Below are 16,009 nucleotides of genomic sequence, written 5' to 3'. Positions count from 1 at the left end.
TCAATTAAATTTCCGCGCTCGCGGAGCTGGTTTCGCCTAACGGGAATGCGCGCAGTTTCGACCCTGAAGTGTCCTAAAGTCAGTTGTTTTCTCCAAACCTTGCGATATTGTGGTCCAACAAATTAGGAGGATCGATGCCGGAAAACGTCCATGCCGTGCGCGACAATGGCGCCGACAGCCGCGCCGGCGGCAGCTCGGCGGTCGACGCCGCCGCCGAGCGGATCCTCGACCTCATCCGCGCGCGGCAGCTGAATGTCGGCGACGTGCTGCCGACGGAGCGCGAGCTCAGCGAGATCACCGGCGCCAGCCGCAACACGGTGCGCGAGGCGTTGCGCACCATCCGCACCTACGGGCTGATCGAGCCCAAGCCCCGCGTCGGCGCCGTGCTCGCCGACGGGCAGAGCATCGCCATCCAGAACTTCTTCGCCGCGCACATGGATGTCTCGCGCTCGTCCTTCGCCGACATCCAGGGCTTCAGGCGCATCATCGAAGTCGGCATCGGCGACCACATCGTTTTCAGTGCCACGAACGCCGAGATCGATGCGCTCGACGAAATCAATGCCCGGATCGTCGAGAGCCGCTCGATCGAGGAGGCCGCCAAGAACGATTTCAATTTTCACATGGCGCTGATCGGGCTGGCGGACAATCGCATGCTGACGGACATGTATTCCTTCCTTTCCCCGGTGATCCTGCGGATCATGGCCATCGGCAAGGAAATGCGCCCGGTGTTGGACGACACGCGCGCCGCGCATGGCGAGATCATTGCCGCGCTTCGCGCACGCGACAGGCTGGCCTACGCCTACCTGGTGAGCCGTCACCTCGATTTCGCCCTGCGATTCCTGCCGGAAGAGCCGGCTTCGGACACGTGACTGAAGGAGCTCCCGCAATGAAGGATTTCGATGGCAAGGTGGCCTTGGTGACCGGGACGACCGGAATCGGTCTTGCAACCGCCAGGCGTCTCGCGGCGGGAGGCGCGGCGATCATCGCCTGCGGCATCGACCGCTCGGCCAACGCGGCGATGAGGGCCGAATTCGAAAACTCCGAAGCCGGCGCGCTGGTCATCGACACCGACGTCTCCGTTTCCAACCAGGTCCGCGACGCCGTCGCGGCCGGCGTCGAGCGCTTCGGCGGCCTCGACGTGATTGTCAATTCCGCGGCCGTCCATCCGTACGGGACCGCGACGACGACCGACTGGGAAACCTGGAACCGGGCGATGACGGTCAATGTCGGCTCGATCTATCTGACGGCGCATTTCGGTATCCCCGAAATGATCCGCCGCGGTGGCGGCGCCATCGTCAATGTCGCCTCGGTGCAAGGCTTCGCCTGTCAGCAGAACGTCGCCGCCTATGCCACGACCAAGGGGGCCATCCACACGCTGACGCGTTCGCTGGCGCTCGACTACGCGGCGGTCGCCATTCGCGTCAATTCGGTCAGCCCGGGCTCGATCCGCACGCCGATCCTGGAGAAGGCAGCGCGCGGCGAAAACGGCAGCGACGCCGATGTCGAGGAAGCCTACAGGCGCTTCGGCGCGGCGCATCCGCTTGGCCGCATCGGCGAGCCGGAGGAAGTGGCGGAGCTCATCGCCTTTTTGTGCTCCGCCAAGGCGAGCTTCTGCACCGGCGCGGATTACAAGATAGACGGCGGCCTGACCGCCGGCATAGGCGTGAAGTAGGCTCATGAAGTTCGGCGTTGCGCCGCCGCCCGCGTCTGCATCCTGACAATTGTCGACCGCCAGCGATCATCCGAGGGGATCAGCCGCCCATGGACATGGCAACGTAGCTGCGATCAGCGACAGGCGAACCTCATGACTCGCCAAGAAAATACAACTTCAGTTCGATAAAAGAACAAGCCGAAGTTGGGTAAAAAGAATTGCAATAGTTTATATTTTGATTCAAATTTTATTTATTAACTAACTATTAACGTATCGCTTAACTTTTTGATTTTTTTACGTATGGTGCCCATGAAGGGGGTAGCTTGAATATCGGAGAGTGGGGCGACTTCTCCTATGCGAAAAGTTTTAGGGAATTCAAAAAAGGATTTTGAACAAGACGGCGCTACGACCGGCGGACCGGATCCGCTCTATCCCAGCCAACCTTTGACGCCCGCGAAGCATGAGACCTCTCATTTCCCCCGGTTGCAGCATCAGACTTGGACTGGGCATACCAGCGTGAGTGCCGTGGCGAAGCTGGAAGCAGCACCTTCCCGGCAGGACCTGCCTGCACTGCCGACGGTTCAGCTTGGCGGGCTGCCCGTCACTGTGATCGACCGGCAAGGCGCCGCCCGGCTGATGATCGCCGCAGCGCGGCAACACCGCCATGGCAGCCGCCCGTATTACTTCACCTCCGCCAACGGCGAGGTCATCGCCCAGGCGCGCGCCAAGTCCGAGATAGCCGCCCTCTTCCGCGAGGCCGACCAGATCTTCGCCGATGGCCAGCCGCTAGTCCTTGCCTCGCGCCTTTTGTGCCGCAGGCCGCTGCCGGAGCGCGTGGCCACCACCGATCTGTTCCACGACGTGGCAAAGCTCGCCGAGAACGAGGCGGCGACCTTCTATCTGCTGGGATCGACCGAGGCCGGGAACGCCAAGGCCGTGGCCGCCATCAGGGCCCGTTATCCGCGCCTGCGCATCGTCGGCCACAGCCACGGCTATCTCACCGGCGAAGCGCTCGAAACGAAGCTCGATGAGATCAACGCCCTTGCGCCGGACATATTGTGGCTGGGTCTCGGCGTGCCGCGCGAGCAGATTTTTGTCCGCGATTTTGCGTCGCGGCTCTCGAATGTCGGCGTGATCAAGACCTCCGGCGGACTCTTCGACCATATCGCCGGCAAGGTCCGCCGCGCCCCGCTCTGGGTGCAGAAGGCCGGCTTCGAGTGGCTGTGGCGCATGCTGATGGAACCGCGCCGGCTCTTCTGGCGCTACTTCACCACCAATCCCCGTGCCCTCTATGTCCTCTTGAGGTATTCGCAATGACCGCCGAACAATCGCTTCGTCCGCTGCCGGCGGGAACCGATACGGAGATCGCCATCGTCGGCGGCGGGCTCTCGGGAACGCTCGCCGCGACCTTGCTCGGGCGGTCGGGCTACCATGTCACGCTGATCGACCGCCACCCGGTTTTTCCGCGCGAGTTCCGCGTTGAGAAGATCGCCGGCGACCAGATCGACAAGCTGCGCCGGATCGGCCTTCTCGACAGTCTTTCCGCGGCGGCCGCGGCATTCGACGAGATCGTCAACGTGCGCAAGGGGCGGGTGCTCGATCGCACGCGCGCCCGCCACTACGGCATCTTCTACGATGACCTCGTCGCGGCGATGCGGGCCGAACTACCCAACACTGTGCGCTTCGTCGCTGGCAGGGTGAACGCGGTGGAAGCCGGGCCGGAGCGGCAGCGTGTGTCGATCATCGGGCAGCCGGATGTGACGGCTCGCCTGCTCGTGCTCGCCACCGGTATGGGGGACATCCTGCGGCGTGACGTTGGCATCGAGCGCCGATTCGTCCACCAGCGGCAATCGCTGACTTTCGGCTTCAATGTCCGGCCGGCGGGCGCAAGCGCCTTCAAGCATCCGGCGCTGACCTATTACGGCGAACGCGTCTCCGACGGGATCGACTACCTGAACTTTTTCCCGGCCGGCGGGGTCACCCGCGCCAATCTCTTTGTCTTCCGTGAGCACACCGACCCCTGGGTCAAGGCGCTGCGCGACCGTCCCCGCGAAACGCTCATCGAAACGCTTCCCGGACTTCTCAAGACATTCGGCGACTTCGAGGTCATCGACCGTGTCTCGAGCTGGCTCACCGACATCACCGTCGCCGAAAATTGCAAGCGCGACGGCGTCGTCCTGATCGGAGACGCCTACCAGACCTCCTGTCCGGCCGCTGGAACAGGAGTCAGCCGGCTGCTTACCGATGTGGAGCGCCTGTGCATGGTGCACGTGCCGCAGTGGATGGCCTCGCCCGGCATGGCGGCGGCAAAGATCGCCACCTTCTATGACGATCCCATGAAGCTGGCGATGGACGAGCGGGGGCTAGAGCTGGCGAATTTCCGCCGCAGCCTGACCATCGACACCGACCTGCGCTGGCGGGCGCGCCGGCAGGCTCACTTCAGCCGCCGCCGCATCCTGCATGAGATCGACAAGTTCAGCCCGAGCTTCGCCGCCAGGCTGCGCGGTCTCAAGCGGCCGCGAGTCGAAGCCGTCACCTGATCGCGGCCAATCGGCCGGCACGTCGAAAACCGTCCTTGCATCAACCTGCCCGGTCCGGTTTTGGGACCGCGGGGAGCATTTTGAATGCGTGTCAGGGACCCGGCGCGCTTCGATCTTCCAGATGTCAGGACGACTCTGCGGCCTCATCGGGGGCCGGCTGCACCATAACGGCAGACGGCTTGGCCTTCCTGACATGCGCCGCCTCCAGGATGCGCCGAGCCAGCGCCTTGGCCGCCGGCATTTTCTCCACCGTCAGATGTGCCGCATAGCCGAACGGACTCCCCGCCCGGTAGACTTGCCACATCGGTGAAGGCCGGCCGCCGAAAACGCGCTTGTAGGGCTCGTCGCCGATGGTGAAATCGAGATAGTGGTCGCCGCGCTCGATGCAGTCGCGGGCGATCTGCTCGAACATCAGGCTGCCGATCGACTGCTTCCTGTAGCCGGCCTCGTCGAAGCCGCCGAGAATGACCAGCAGCGAGCCGCGGTGCTCGAGCCCGAGCGCGCCGGCGATCGCCCGGCCGTTCATCCAGAATGCGTAGGTGCGGGCGAAGCCGCCGCGCCCTTCATCGGCAACGGCCAGGTAGAAATCGAAATAGGAAGGCAGCTGCAAAAGATCGGCGGGGCCGTTGCTGCCGTCGAAGCGTTTGCCGCGATAGAGCTTGAGTGCATCGAATGTCGTGCGGATGGCGGCCGGACCGTCGACGCATTCGAAGCGTGCCTCGCCCATCCGGTTGAGCTGCCGGGATTTCTTATCGAGCTCCTTGCGATAGGACTGGTCCAGCCGATGCTCGCGCCAGCCGGCGAATGTCGGCTCCAGCTTGCTGGTATAGGCGCTCATGCCCATGCTGTCGCGCTTGTCGACGCCAAGCAGGCGCTCCATCGCCAGCGAGCGGTCCGCCAGCTTGCCGATGCGCAGCAGATCGTATGGCCGCAGATGCCTGCGGATGGCGGCGACCGTGCTGTGGTCGGCAAGGATGCGGGAGAACGTCTCCTCGTCGGCGACGGGCGAGACATAGTCCGAAACCCGCATATCCGCGAATTCCACGACCTTCAGCAGCGTGTACCGGCGCCTCACCAGAGGCAGGACCATCGCGAGCTTTCCGCTTGCACGGGCGCGCACGACGACGATCAGCGGCGTGGCGCCGCCTTGGCGCACGAGCCTCTCATAGAGCTGCGCCAGCCAAATCGGATGCTGAAAAGCGGTCGCCGCCGAACTGGCGAAGAGCTCGGCGTATTCCGTCGAACGGAAATCGAACGCATCCTCGGCAGTGACTTCAAACATGTGATCCGAACCGGCGGGACTGCGGCTTATCGACGACGTCTTGCGTCTCAGGTCAAGATCGATCGCCGGGATTGTTGGAATCTTGGTATATGCGCAAAGTGCTAATCTTGCGTTGCACAGGGATCAGGCGCGTCCGCCAAAAGACCGGTTCGGTATCGCAAGGCAAGAAATCCCGTGGCCGGCGAAGTCGGACCTCGCACGTAACCTCGATGTAAGCATTTTCAGCCAGTCTCTCGTTCCCCATTGTCGAAATCCCAACAGCACGTAGTCGCGGGAAGACATGCTGGCGATCGAGGTCATCGTTCCGCAATCGGCGCCCCGCCATTGGCAGCAGGTCGCCATCGAGCGGCTGGAGGCGGACGGCCACGATGTCGCCATTCTGCATCAGCCCGGGCCTGCAAGCTGGCCGGCCGTGGCAAACGCCGCCTTCCGGTTCGAACAACGTCTTTTCCGTCGGCGCGGGCCCCTTCTCGGCTCCGCTGTGCAAGCGATCCAGGCGCGGCCCGGCCACCGCCCTGCCGCGCTGAGGCTCGACCTTGCCGGCGATGCTGCCCTGTCGACTGTTCCGACCATCGGCCTTCGCTTCGACGGATCCAGCGCCGATCTCCAGGCGGCCATTGCCGTCGCGGCTGGCAGGCTGCCGTTGATCGAGGCCGTGCTCGACAGGAAGACGGTGGTGGGCCAGGCGCGGCCGATGGTCGACAAGCGCGAATCCGCGGCGCTCGGCACCGAGGATGTATTCGCCCGCGCCATCACGCTGGTGCAGTCGCTCGCTCGCGCGTTCGCCGCGGACCAGCTGCCACGGGAGGCCGTTGCTGAAATTCATGGTGGTGGCGGGCGAAGCCGGTTCACATCCGCCTATCTCGGCGCGGCACTGCCGCGGCTTGGCCGGGAAGCGCTCAGGCGCGCACGCTTCCGCCACGCGCATTGGCGTGTCGGCTATCGCTTCACCGATGCACCAGGCGTCGCCGACACGGGCAGGCTCGGCACCGGCTGGTCGGTGCTGCCGGACCTCGGCGATCATTTCTACGCCGACCCGTTCCCCTTCTGGTGGCAGGACCGGCCTTTCGTGTTCGTCGAGGACTATCCGCACGCGATCGGCAAGGCCGTCATCTCCGTTGTCGCGTTCGATTCAAGCGGCGTTCCTGAAAACCCCCGGGTCGTGCTAGAGGAGGCCCACCACCTCTCCTACCCGCAAGTGTTCGAGCGCGACGGCGTGATCTGGATGCTGCCGGAGGCGAGCACCGGCGGCAGGCTGAAGCTCTACCGCGCCTCCGGCTTCCCGGACCGTTGGGTGCCTGAGACCGTGCTGGTCGAAGGCGAGATTTCCGATGCCACCTTGTTCGATCATGAAGGCATGCTCTGGCTGTTCGCCACGGATCGGGACGGCCATGGAAGCACTTCCGACACGCTGGTGGTTTTCTCGGCTCCCGCGCTCACCGGTCCGTGGCGGCCGCATCCGGCGAACCCGATCCTGATCGACCATCGCATGGCTCGCCCCGGCGGCGCCTTCGTCCGCAACCGCGAGGGTCGCGTCCTTCTTCCCGTCCAGGACGGAACGCTGGGTTACGGCGGCGGGCTGGGCCTATCCGAGCTGCTGGAACTCAACCGGCACGCGGTGCGGCTGTCGGCGCCGCGGCCGATCGATGCCGCCGGCGACTGGCCCTATCCGAAGATCCATACGCTCAACCGGGCGGGCCGCCTCGAGGTGATCGACGGGATCGCCGCGGTGCGGAAGCGATCAGGCAAGAAGTAGCGCCTCGTAGCCTGCGCACATCCTGGCCGGCGAATATTTCTCCCGCAGCCGCCGTCCCGCCGCCGAAAGCCCGGCCTTGAATTCCGGCCGCGCGACCAGATCGCCAAGCCCGCTGGCCATGCCGGTGGCGTCGGCGTCGACGAACAGCGCGGCAGGTGAGCCGTCCTCCGCGGTCAGCACCTCGCGCATGACATCTAGGTTGCTGGCAACGACCGGCAGGCCCGAGATGGCCGCTTCGACGCAGGCGAGGCCGAAGGTTTCCGTCATCGACGGAAACGCATAGGCGTCGCCGGCCGCGAGGAATTCGAAGATGCGCGCCGGCGGAACCTCGCCGACGAGATGCAGGCGGTCGGCGACGCCGCGGCTTTCGGCAAAGGCGACGAGCGCCTCGCGCTCCGGCCCCGCGCCGGCGAGCGCGACATGGACGGCGGGCAGTCGCTCGAGCGCTCCGACAAGCGCGATCTGGTTCTTCATGCGCGTCAGCCGGCCGGACGACACGGCAAGCCACACGCTCTGCGGCAGGCCGAAGGCGGCACGCGCCGCCGCCTTGTCGAATTCCTCGCCCGGTACGGGGACGCCGTGATCGATGCGGCGCATACGCCGCCGATAGGATTGCGGATATCGATCGAACTGCGCTTCCGTCCAGCCGGAATTGACGACGTTCGCCTGGTAAAGGCCGACGGTGCCCATCAGCTTGTCGATCTGGGAGAGCAGACCCATGACGCCCTTGCTGTGCGGGGCGCCGCTCTGGTTTGCGACGATGTGCCTGACGCCGGCCAGCCGGGCGCCGATCGTGCCGAAGATATTGCCATAGTGCTGGTAGGTGATGACGGCGTCGGGGCGTGCCGCACGCAGGTACCGCGCGAGACCGATGGTCGCCCGGATCTGCCCGGGCAATCCGCGCGGACATTCCGTCAGGATGAAATCCGCATGGGGATCGCGGTCATAGGCTTCGGTCTTGCGATACATGAAAACGGTGCGCACCCCGTGCCCGCGCGCCCGCAACCCCTCGCCCACCATGTCGGAGATGCGCTGCGCCCCCGCCGCCTCCGCCTGGGTCTGCACCTGGACGATCTTCACGTGCGCCCCTTCAGCAGGGCATGCGGCACGAGCCCGATGCTGTCCAGGGACAAGCCGAGGATCGACGGGTTGATGCCGATTCTGCGCCGGGCGATCAATACCCCGAAGGCCGTCCATGCGATGACGGTTGCGGCAATGCTGAGCGCCGCGCCGATGGGCCCGAGCCAGTAGGTCGCCACCGCCGTCACGCAAAGCCCGACGACATTGACGACGACCAGCACCTTGAACAGCGCATGCTGCAGACCGGTCAACTGCAACAGGATTTCGATCGGGCCGCAGGCGGTGCCGAACGTCGCCCCTATGCCGAAGATGACGAGCGTCGCTCTCATGGTCGGCGTCGCATAGGCCGGATTGAATATCGACAGGATGAAGTTGCCGAATATCCAGAACGTCGCCAGCACGCACAGCGCAATGGCGGAGCCGCCGAGCGCGGCGAGACTGGTGATGCGCTGAACGTGGGCCCTGTCGCCGCTGTAGAAGGCGGCCGATATCTGCGGCGCCAGCGCCTGGTTCATGCCGTTGAGGGCAAGGGTCACGAAGCGCGTTGTCCGGTCCGCCACGAAGATCGCGCCAGCCGCCTCGGGCCCGAGAATCATCGCCACCAGCAGCGTGCTGACCTGGCCGAGTGCGGGCGGCAGCGAGGTGACGCCCCACAGGCCGAGCGTCACGGTCTTGAATTCCTGCTTTTGCCCTTCCGTGAGACCACCGCGATCTGCCCGCGCCGTGTCGCGCACCAGGACAATTGTCTGCGGGACGACCGAGAGGATGAGCAGCAGTGCCGTCAGATATGTCGCGGCGACCGCGTCGATCTTCACATGCATGAAGCGCAGTGCCGCAACGGCGGCAATTGTCGTCGCGCGCCAGATAATGTCCCGCGGCAACAGGCCGGATATCAGCGCGTTCTTGGCCCTGAAGGCGCCGGAGGTGAACTCCGACCAGCCGAGCGAGAACGACAGCACGGCGGCCGCGACGCACAGCGGCAGCCATTCCGGCGTCCCCCTGCCGATGAAGGGCAGGAAGCCCACCATGATGATGAGCAGGCTGGTGCCGAAAAGCCCGGCCAGCGCCACGAGAATGGCGCGCGCCATCAGCCCGTGAGCCGAGCCGAGGTCGCCCAAGCCGGCGTATTGAGGCCAGAACCTGAGCACGGTGCTCTGCTGGCCTACCGAAGCGAAGAAAGAAACCAGGCTCGCGCCGGCATAGGTGGCGCTGTAAAGGCCGAACTCGCGTTCGTTGGTCACCATGGCCACGGCCACGAACATGAGGAAGGACAGGCCCGCGCTGGCAAGCTTGATGATGCCGGCCAGGGCGCCGCTTTTGGCGAGGGCTGTGATCGACATGCGCATGTCGGTCGCCGGGCTGGCCGCTGCCCCCTGGGCGGCCTCGCGGTCCCCTGAATTGTCCTTCAACGTCGCCTCCTGAGACGATCGGCGATGGGCCTACCCCGCACCTACGACGACGCTCAAAACCCTATCCTGCATAAGCAAAATGCCGCAATCGCGCCAGCGCGAACGCTTCGCATGGTTACCGGCAGCGCCCGCGCCGAACGCATCGTCACGCCGCCACCCTTAACGGATGGCTAACGATAATCCTTAATAATGTGGAGACGAGTGAGGGCGTGAGGTTGCGGCTCTCAACGAGGAAAATTGATGAAGCCAGCCAGGATCGACGAGCGCCCTCTTCCGCCGCTGTTCGACATAGGTGCCGTATGGGGCATTCTTTGGGCGCGTCGCCTGATGGTGCTTGCCGTTGCCGGCGCGGCATTGCTGCTGGCGCTATCCTATCTTGCGGTGACCAAGCCGAGCTATACGGCAACGGCCTCGATACTGATCGACCCCCGCGACACGCGCGCGACCAATTTCAACAACGTGCTTCCGGGGATCGGCTCCGACAGCGCCGCCATCGCCAGCCAGGTCTTCGTCATCCAGTCGCCTGACCTGCTCGGCGCCGTCTTCAAGAGCCAGAAGCTCGACAGCGATCCGGAATTCGCCGGCGCCGGCCTGGCGTCGCGTCTGCTGTCGCTATTTGGAGCCGGCGCAGGCTCGCCGCAGGACGCCGCCTTCAAGCGCTTCCAGAGCAGGGTATCCGTGGAACGCGAAGGGCTGACCTACGTCATCAATGTCAGCTTCACCTCGCCGTCGCCGGAAAAGGCCGCGCGCATCGCCAATGCCATCGTCGACCAGTACCGGGCAGGCCTCGTGGGGGAACGCGAGACCGCCAACAGCGACGTGAACTCGCTGCTCACGGACAGGATCTCCGGCTTGCAGAAGGCCGTCAGCGACGCCGAGCGGGCGGTCGAGGATTTCAAGACCAAGCACAACATCGTGAATTCGACGGATGGCGGCACGCTGCAGTCGCAGCTCGATCAGCTCACGACGCAGTTGATCGCCGCCCAGGGCGACGCCGATCAGGCCAAGGACCGCTACAACCAGGCGCTGGCTGCGGGAAATTCGCCGGCCGGGCTCGCCAAGCTTGCGGACATCCTGACCTCCACCTCCGCCATCAAATTGCGCGACGACTACAATCAGCGCGCCGCCGAGCTTGCCAGCCTGCAGACCATGTACGGGCCGCGTCACCCGGCGATTGGGCGGCTCCAGTCCGAACTGGAGCGGATGAAGCGGCTGATGGCCGCCGAGGCGGATCGCATAAGGCAGCAGTTGAAGGCCAGCTACGACCTCTCTGTGCAGAATGTCGGGAAGCTGCAGGACAAGCTCGAAGCCCTGCGCCAGCAGTCGACGAACTCGAACGTCGCGCAGGTGCAGCTCAGGCAGCTGGAATCGAAGGCCCAGGCGGCCCGCGCGGTGCTCGACGATTACCTCAAGCGCGCGCAGGAAACCTCGCAGATGCAGGGCGTGCAGACCTCCGAGGCGCGCAAGATCGGCGTCGCCTCGCCGCCTGTGCAGCCGACATGGCCGAAGCCGGTTCTGCTTCTCCTGGTGAGCGCGGTTCTGGGGCTCCTCGCCGGATGCGGCCTCGCTCTGGCGCTTGGTCCGATCCCGCAGCCGCAAGAGGGTCCGCGGGCGCGGAAGGATGTCGCGCCCGAACCGGCCGCGGACCGCAAGGGCGACGCGCCTGCCAGCCCCCGGGTGTTGCCGATGCCGGCCAATCTCGGCGAATACCGCCTCCCCGGCGTCGCCGGCGGGACCGCCTATTCCAACATCAAGGCGATCAGGAAGCAGTTGTTCCAGACCGGAAACGAAACGCTGTCGCTCGACGTGCTGAAGATCATGCGGCAGATGATCCTGCACCTCAACGACCATGGCAAACCCTTTGTCATCCTCGTGTCTTCGATCCGCAGCAGTTTCGAGGCACGGATCGCAGGCGCGATGCTGGGCATCGGCATGCAACGGGCCGATCAGAATGTGCTGATGGTGGAGATCGGCGATCACCTGTCCAGCTCGACGACGGAGGGAGCAGGATTGTTCATCGACGGCGCGACCGGCCTGCAGACGGTCGTGTGCAGCTCAGTAGCGGAAAAAGGCCCCGGCGTTGCGGATCGCGACACCTTCCGCGGCATCCTGGCTGAGGCCGGCAGCGCGTTCGATTTCGTGCTCGTGATCGCGCCTTCGTTCAATGAGAACGGCTGGAATTCGGACCTTTTCGCCAAAGCCGACCTTGCGCTTGTGGCGCTCGCCCCGTCCGAGCAGCCTTCGGAAGCCGCCAGGCTCATCGCGCAGAAATTCGGCGCCGGCCAGATCGGCCGCAGCGCCACTCTCGTCGTCGCTCCGGACAGCGCGAAGCCGGCCGGGGCGACCGACGGGCCGCGAGCGGCCGGCGAACAGCGCCGCAGCGCCGCCGCCCGGGGATAACCAGTGGACGGGGTGGACCGATGACATCGCCACCCAAGCTGTCGCGTCGGCATGCGCTGGTTCTTGCCGCCGGAGCCGTTGTCGCCACCTTCCCTCTGCCGCGGTCCGCCGCGCTGGCAACGGCCGATGCCCGTGTGCCATCGCGCGGCTTCAATCTTCCGGGATGGCTCGACCGTGAGGGGGGAGCCGCTCCCGCCACCGCCACGCTTGAAAAGCTGCGCCAATCGGGGTTCGAAACGATCCGGCTGCCGGTAACCGCCGATCTCTTCTCCGGCGGCGACCCGGCAACGCTTCGTCGGATCCAGAACGGGATCGGGGACCTTGTCGGCTTCGGCTTTTCGGTCCTCCTCGACATGCATCCCTCGGGCGAGCTCGTGGCGGCTTTCCGAAACGACCCCGAGGCCGCGGGCGAAAAGGTGCTTCAGGCCTGGACGGCCCTGCGTGTGGTCGTCGCCGACCTGCCGGCGCAATCGGTCTATCCGGAGCTATTGAACGAGCCACCCATGGAACGGAGCGCATGGCTGGCGTTGCGGGAACGGATCGCCGCGACGCTGCGAGCAAGCTGTCCGCTCCACACGCTGGTCTGGGGACCGGCACGGTTTCAGGGCATCTGGGAAATCGCCGATACGCCTCCGCTCGCCGACGACAACCAGATTGCCGCCGTTCACTACTACGCGCCCATGGCTTTCACCCATCAGTGCGAGAACTGGGATGCCTCGCCGCTCGCCCGCATCGCGAACCTGCCCTTTCCCGCGGCCAGGGAAACGGCATCGGTGAACCAGTTGCTTTCCAGATTGCGCGCGGCGGGCGACGAAGAGGCCGCGAACCTGGTCGAGGACGAGTTGTCCGCGCCCTGGACGGAGGCGCGGATCGCCCAGGACTTCGCCGGTCTGGCGCGCTGGTCCACGACCCACGGCTGCCCGGTCATGCTGAACGAATTCGGCGTGCTCAATTTCTGCGTTGACGCCGAAAGCCGCGCGTCCTGGGTGCGCGCCGTGCGCAAGGCGGCTGAGGCGAACCATGTGGCATGGACCTATTGGGAGCTCGACCAGGGTTTCGGCTTTATCAGGAGCAGGCAGAGCGTCGAAGGGTTCGACGGCTCGATGATCGCCGCGCTCCTTGGAGATTGAGGACGTGGACGATGGGCGCCAGCAAGGCTTGCCGCGGCAAGCGATGATCGGAGGAGCAGTCCAGGGATGAGCACGACACAGGCACATCCGCCTGTCGGGCTGGGCATGACGAGCAGCGATACGCCCGAAACCTTGCTGCATGTCGGCATGGCCTTGCTTGTCGTTGCGCTGGCCGTCTCCTCGTTTGCCGTTTGGACGCCGTTCGGGATCGCCGCGACCTTCGTGCTGACGCTGATCGTTGCCAACGCGTTGCCTTCGGGCGTTCCGGTGCTGATCATCTGCGCCTTTCTCTTCCAGAACCTCGTGGTCGCCTGGTTCACCCCTTACATCCCCGACAACGACACCTTCGACGCGCTGCGCGGCACCAACTTCATCATCCTGATGACGGCCTTTGGCATTTTCCTGGTCGCCTCGTTTCAGTACCGCGTCCGCGCGCTGACCGAGTTGCGCCCATGGCTGCTGCTGAGCATGGTGCTTTGCGGCACGGTCTGTTTCTATTTCGCCCTCGGCGTCGTGCACGGCGGCCCGAAGGATGCCGTCGTCTATTTCCGCAACACGATCACGCCGCTCGCCTGCTTCCACGTCGCGGTCCTTGCCGCCAGCCTCTATCCCGTCGACCTGCGCAAGAGCATGCTCTGGCTCGGCGCCGGCGCGATCGTCTATGGCTACGCGGAACTGACCTTCACCATGGATTTCCTCGGCCTCTTCCATGGTGACCAGTATGTCGAGCGCAGCATATCGCGGCAGGTCGAGACCGGCGTGTGGGAGAAGGCGCTCCAGGAAACGGGTTTCGTCTACCGTGGGATCGAGGACGTGATGACCACGACCTTCTTCAACACGCCGCTGTTCAACGACATCCTGCCCAGCGTCTTCCGCATCGGCGGACCGAACTTCCATCCGATCAGCTATGCTTACGCCTTGAGCATCATTTCGGCCTGGCTCCTCTTCAAGGGACGATGGCTGCTGCCTCTCGCCGCCTTGCCGCTGCTGCTCGTCATCGGCTCCAAGGGCGCGACCTTCATGCTCTTCGTCGCGATTGCCGCGCGGCTCATCTACCGCCCTTCCCGCGCCGGCCTGACGCTCCTGGCCGTGATGGCCCTGGCCGTGGTCTGGACGACCGCGGCGATCGCCTACGGCGCCACGCACGGCGACTATCACGTCCTCGGCCTGATTGCCGGCATGCGCGACTTCCTGGCTAACCCGCTAGGCCAAGGACTGGGTCTCGGCGGCAACCTGTCGAGCACGAGCATCAATCTCAATTGGCAAAGTGCCCAGGCCGAGGGTGCGGCCTCCGTGCCGGTCGAAAGCGCGGTCGGCGTCATGCTTTACCAGATGGGCGTCGGCAGCCTCGTCTTCTTCGGCTTCCTGGCGGCGCTGGCCGTGGCATTGCGGCGCCAGCTCATCCAGACCGGCGACCCGGATTTCCTCTTCGGCTTTGTCGGCGTCGTCACCATTTCGGCCAACGCGGTACTGCAGGAGGAGGCGTTTTACTCCCCTCTCGCCCTCGCCTTCTGCCTTTTGCTGGTGGGCGTCTCGCTGGGAACGCGCTGGCGCACGGCCGCGGCGGCAAGAGCCGAAGCAGCGCGCTGACCTTCGGATCGCTGGATTGAAGGCCGGCTTCGCGCCTTCGTTCAGGACCCGAACAGCACCATCTCGGTGAACGTCAGGTCTCCCGGCGAAGGCGATTTCGGGCCCTTGAAATACTTGATCCCCTTTTTCGGAAAATACCTGCCGGACAGACCGGGAACCGGGGCCATCGCATCGACGAGGCAAAGCAGCTGCCCGCGCCGCAGGAGAAAGCGCCCCAAGGCCCCGGCGCACCGGGCCAGATCCGCGTGGGAACGGCAGTAGACTACCTGGCAGCACGGAATGAGACCATGCAATATCCGGCGCGGCTTCAGCACCAAGGGCAACGCCAGGCCGTCGCACACGCAGATCAGCGACAGGCAGCCCAACGCGGCATGTTCGAGTAGTATGTATCTTTCATTGTCGGTGAACTCAGCCATTTCAGCGAGCTCCGCGCGCGCAACCAGCACGCGGTCGGCCCGCTGCATCGCGTTCAGGACGGGAAAGAAGGCGACCTGTCCACCGGAAAACAGGCGAAACCCGAATGCCTTGTTGAGCTTCACCGTCCCCGGCGATGGCGAGATATTGGTGTAGACCACGTCCTTGCGCATGATGACCGTGGCGATCATCCTGCTGGCATAAGGCCGGAACTCCGCATCCACGGACCAGCTCGATAGATTGCAGCGGATTTCGTCGCCGTCCACGCTCCTGTGCCTGGCATAGAGCGTCAGCACGGCGCCGACGATCCGGCCCGACTTCTCGAGGACGAATCCATAGCGCGGAAAATCGGCGACCGCGGGCCGCCGCGACAGGCGGGTCAGCGCCTCTATCCAATAGCCGTGGCTGCGTTCCGGAAAGCCCCTGTGCAGGCAGTCCGCCACGCCAGCCCAATCTCCCTCGTCGAAAGGCCGGCACCCGACGCCGGGAGGAAATGCACCGAGAACCGCCATAGTCGACTCAAGAAAAAAGGCACCGGAAATGGTCCGGCTCCGTATTATCCTGACGATCGATTACTAACGAATTACACCGCCATCGATACGAATTTTACTGGCCGTATTCGGCGATGCCATGTCGTGCTCCTTGCGCGCAACCAGCAAGATAGCTTTACAACCTTTCCGGCAGTTAAGAGTTGTAGAATTAACTAATGTTTCTTCCTGAGTGATTTCTGGACAGAACCGTCACGCGATTTCCTGGA

General features: G+C 64.8%; 12 protein-coding genes. 8 read left to right on the top strand and 4 right to left on the bottom strand.

Annotated features, from left to right (window positions below; translation table 11 throughout):
- Positions 1 to 134: 134 nt before the first annotated feature.
- The 4 genes from EN874_RS29480 to EN874_RS29465 all read left to right on the top strand — a co-directional run bounded on the left by EN874_RS29480 (position 135) and on the right by EN874_RS29465 (position 4,191).
- The gene (locus tag EN874_RS29480) at positions 135 to 869 is read left to right on the top strand and encodes an FCD domain-containing protein (RefSeq protein ID WP_127428478.1); all 735 of its coding nucleotides are present in this window, start codon (positions 135 to 137) and stop codon (positions 867 to 869) included.
- Between the two features lie 17 nt (positions 870 to 886).
- Positions 887 to 1,672, top strand: coding sequence for an SDR family oxidoreductase (locus EN874_RS29475; RefSeq protein WP_127428477.1), 786 nt, complete (start codon positions 887 to 889; stop codon positions 1,670 to 1,672).
- Between the two features lie 615 nt (positions 1,673 to 2,287).
- Positions 2,288 to 2,968, top strand: coding sequence for a WecB/TagA/CpsF family glycosyltransferase (locus EN874_RS29470; protein ID WP_127428525.1), 681 nt, complete (start codon positions 2,288 to 2,290; stop codon positions 2,966 to 2,968).
- The gene (locus tag EN874_RS29465; protein WP_127428476.1) at positions 2,965 to 4,191 is read left to right on the top strand and encodes an NAD(P)/FAD-dependent oxidoreductase; all 1,227 of its coding nucleotides are present in this window, start codon (positions 2,965 to 2,967) and stop codon (positions 4,189 to 4,191) included. Before EN874_RS29470 ends, EN874_RS29465 begins: the two co-directional genes overlap by 4 nt.
- A 124-nt stretch (positions 4,192 to 4,315) precedes the next feature.
- Here EN874_RS29465 and EN874_RS29460 read toward each other — a convergent pair whose 3' ends face one another.
- Positions 4,316 to 5,473 carry a GNAT family N-acetyltransferase gene (locus EN874_RS29460; protein WP_127428475.1) on the bottom strand — a complete coding sequence of 386 codons (1,158 nt, stop codon included), beginning with the start codon at positions 5,471 to 5,473 and terminating at the stop codon, positions 4,316 to 4,318.
- A 280-nt stretch (positions 5,474 to 5,753) separates the two neighbouring features.
- Here EN874_RS29460 and EN874_RS29455 point away from each other — a divergent pair, with 280 nt between their 5' ends.
- Positions 5,754 to 7,229 (top strand): hypothetical protein, encoded by a 1,476-nt coding sequence (locus EN874_RS29455; RefSeq protein ID WP_127428474.1) that lies wholly within the window; start codon positions 5,754 to 5,756, stop codon positions 7,227 to 7,229.
- Here the strand turns inward: EN874_RS29455 and EN874_RS29450 are convergent.
- Together EN874_RS29450 and EN874_RS29445 are read right to left on the bottom strand one after the other, a co-directional pair.
- The gene (locus EN874_RS29450; protein ID WP_127428473.1) at positions 7,215 to 8,309 is read right to left on the bottom strand and encodes a glycosyltransferase family 4 protein; all 1,095 of its coding nucleotides are present in this window, start codon (positions 8,307 to 8,309) and stop codon (positions 7,215 to 7,217) included. The two genes, EN874_RS29455 and EN874_RS29450, sit on opposite strands and share 15 nt — an antisense overlap.
- Positions 8,306 to 9,718 (bottom strand): lipopolysaccharide biosynthesis protein, encoded by a 1,413-nt coding sequence (locus EN874_RS29445; protein WP_127428472.1) that lies wholly within the window; start codon positions 9,716 to 9,718, stop codon positions 8,306 to 8,308. Before EN874_RS29445 ends, EN874_RS29450 begins: the two co-directional genes overlap by 4 nt.
- 240 nt (positions 9,719 to 9,958) lie before the next feature.
- Between EN874_RS29445 and EN874_RS29440 the strand changes: the two genes are divergently transcribed.
- The 3 genes from EN874_RS29440 (at position 9,959) to EN874_RS29430 (ending at position 14,838) form a co-directional block, all read left to right on the top strand.
- Positions 9,959 to 12,118, top strand: coding sequence for a GumC family protein (locus tag EN874_RS29440; RefSeq protein WP_127428471.1), 2,160 nt, complete (start codon positions 9,959 to 9,961; stop codon positions 12,116 to 12,118).
- 134 nt (positions 12,119 to 12,252) lie between these two features.
- Positions 12,253 to 13,248, top strand: coding sequence for a cellulase family glycosylhydrolase (locus tag EN874_RS29435; RefSeq protein ID WP_245513744.1), 996 nt, complete (start codon positions 12,253 to 12,255; stop codon positions 13,246 to 13,248).
- A gap of 66 nt (positions 13,249 to 13,314) precedes the next feature.
- Positions 13,315 to 14,838, top strand: coding sequence for a hypothetical protein (locus EN874_RS29430; protein ID WP_127428469.1), 1,524 nt, complete (start codon positions 13,315 to 13,317; stop codon positions 14,836 to 14,838).
- A 41-nt stretch (positions 14,839 to 14,879) separates the two neighbouring features.
- Here EN874_RS29430 and EN874_RS29425 read toward each other — a convergent pair whose 3' ends face one another.
- A complete protein-coding gene (locus EN874_RS29425; protein WP_245513742.1) occupies positions 14,880 to 15,764 on the bottom strand; it encodes a hypothetical protein in 885 nt (294 codons plus the stop codon).
- Positions 15,765 to 16,009: the final 245 nt, after the last annotated feature.

The sequence above is a fragment of the Mesorhizobium sp. M1D.F.Ca.ET.231.01.1.1 genome (assembly GCF_003999155.2).
In the GTDB taxonomy this organism is placed as follows: Bacteria; Pseudomonadota; Alphaproteobacteria; order Rhizobiales; family Rhizobiaceae; genus Mesorhizobium.
The sequence above is the reverse complement of the archived record's forward strand: the minus strand, read 5'-3'. Positions and strand labels throughout refer to the sequence as shown.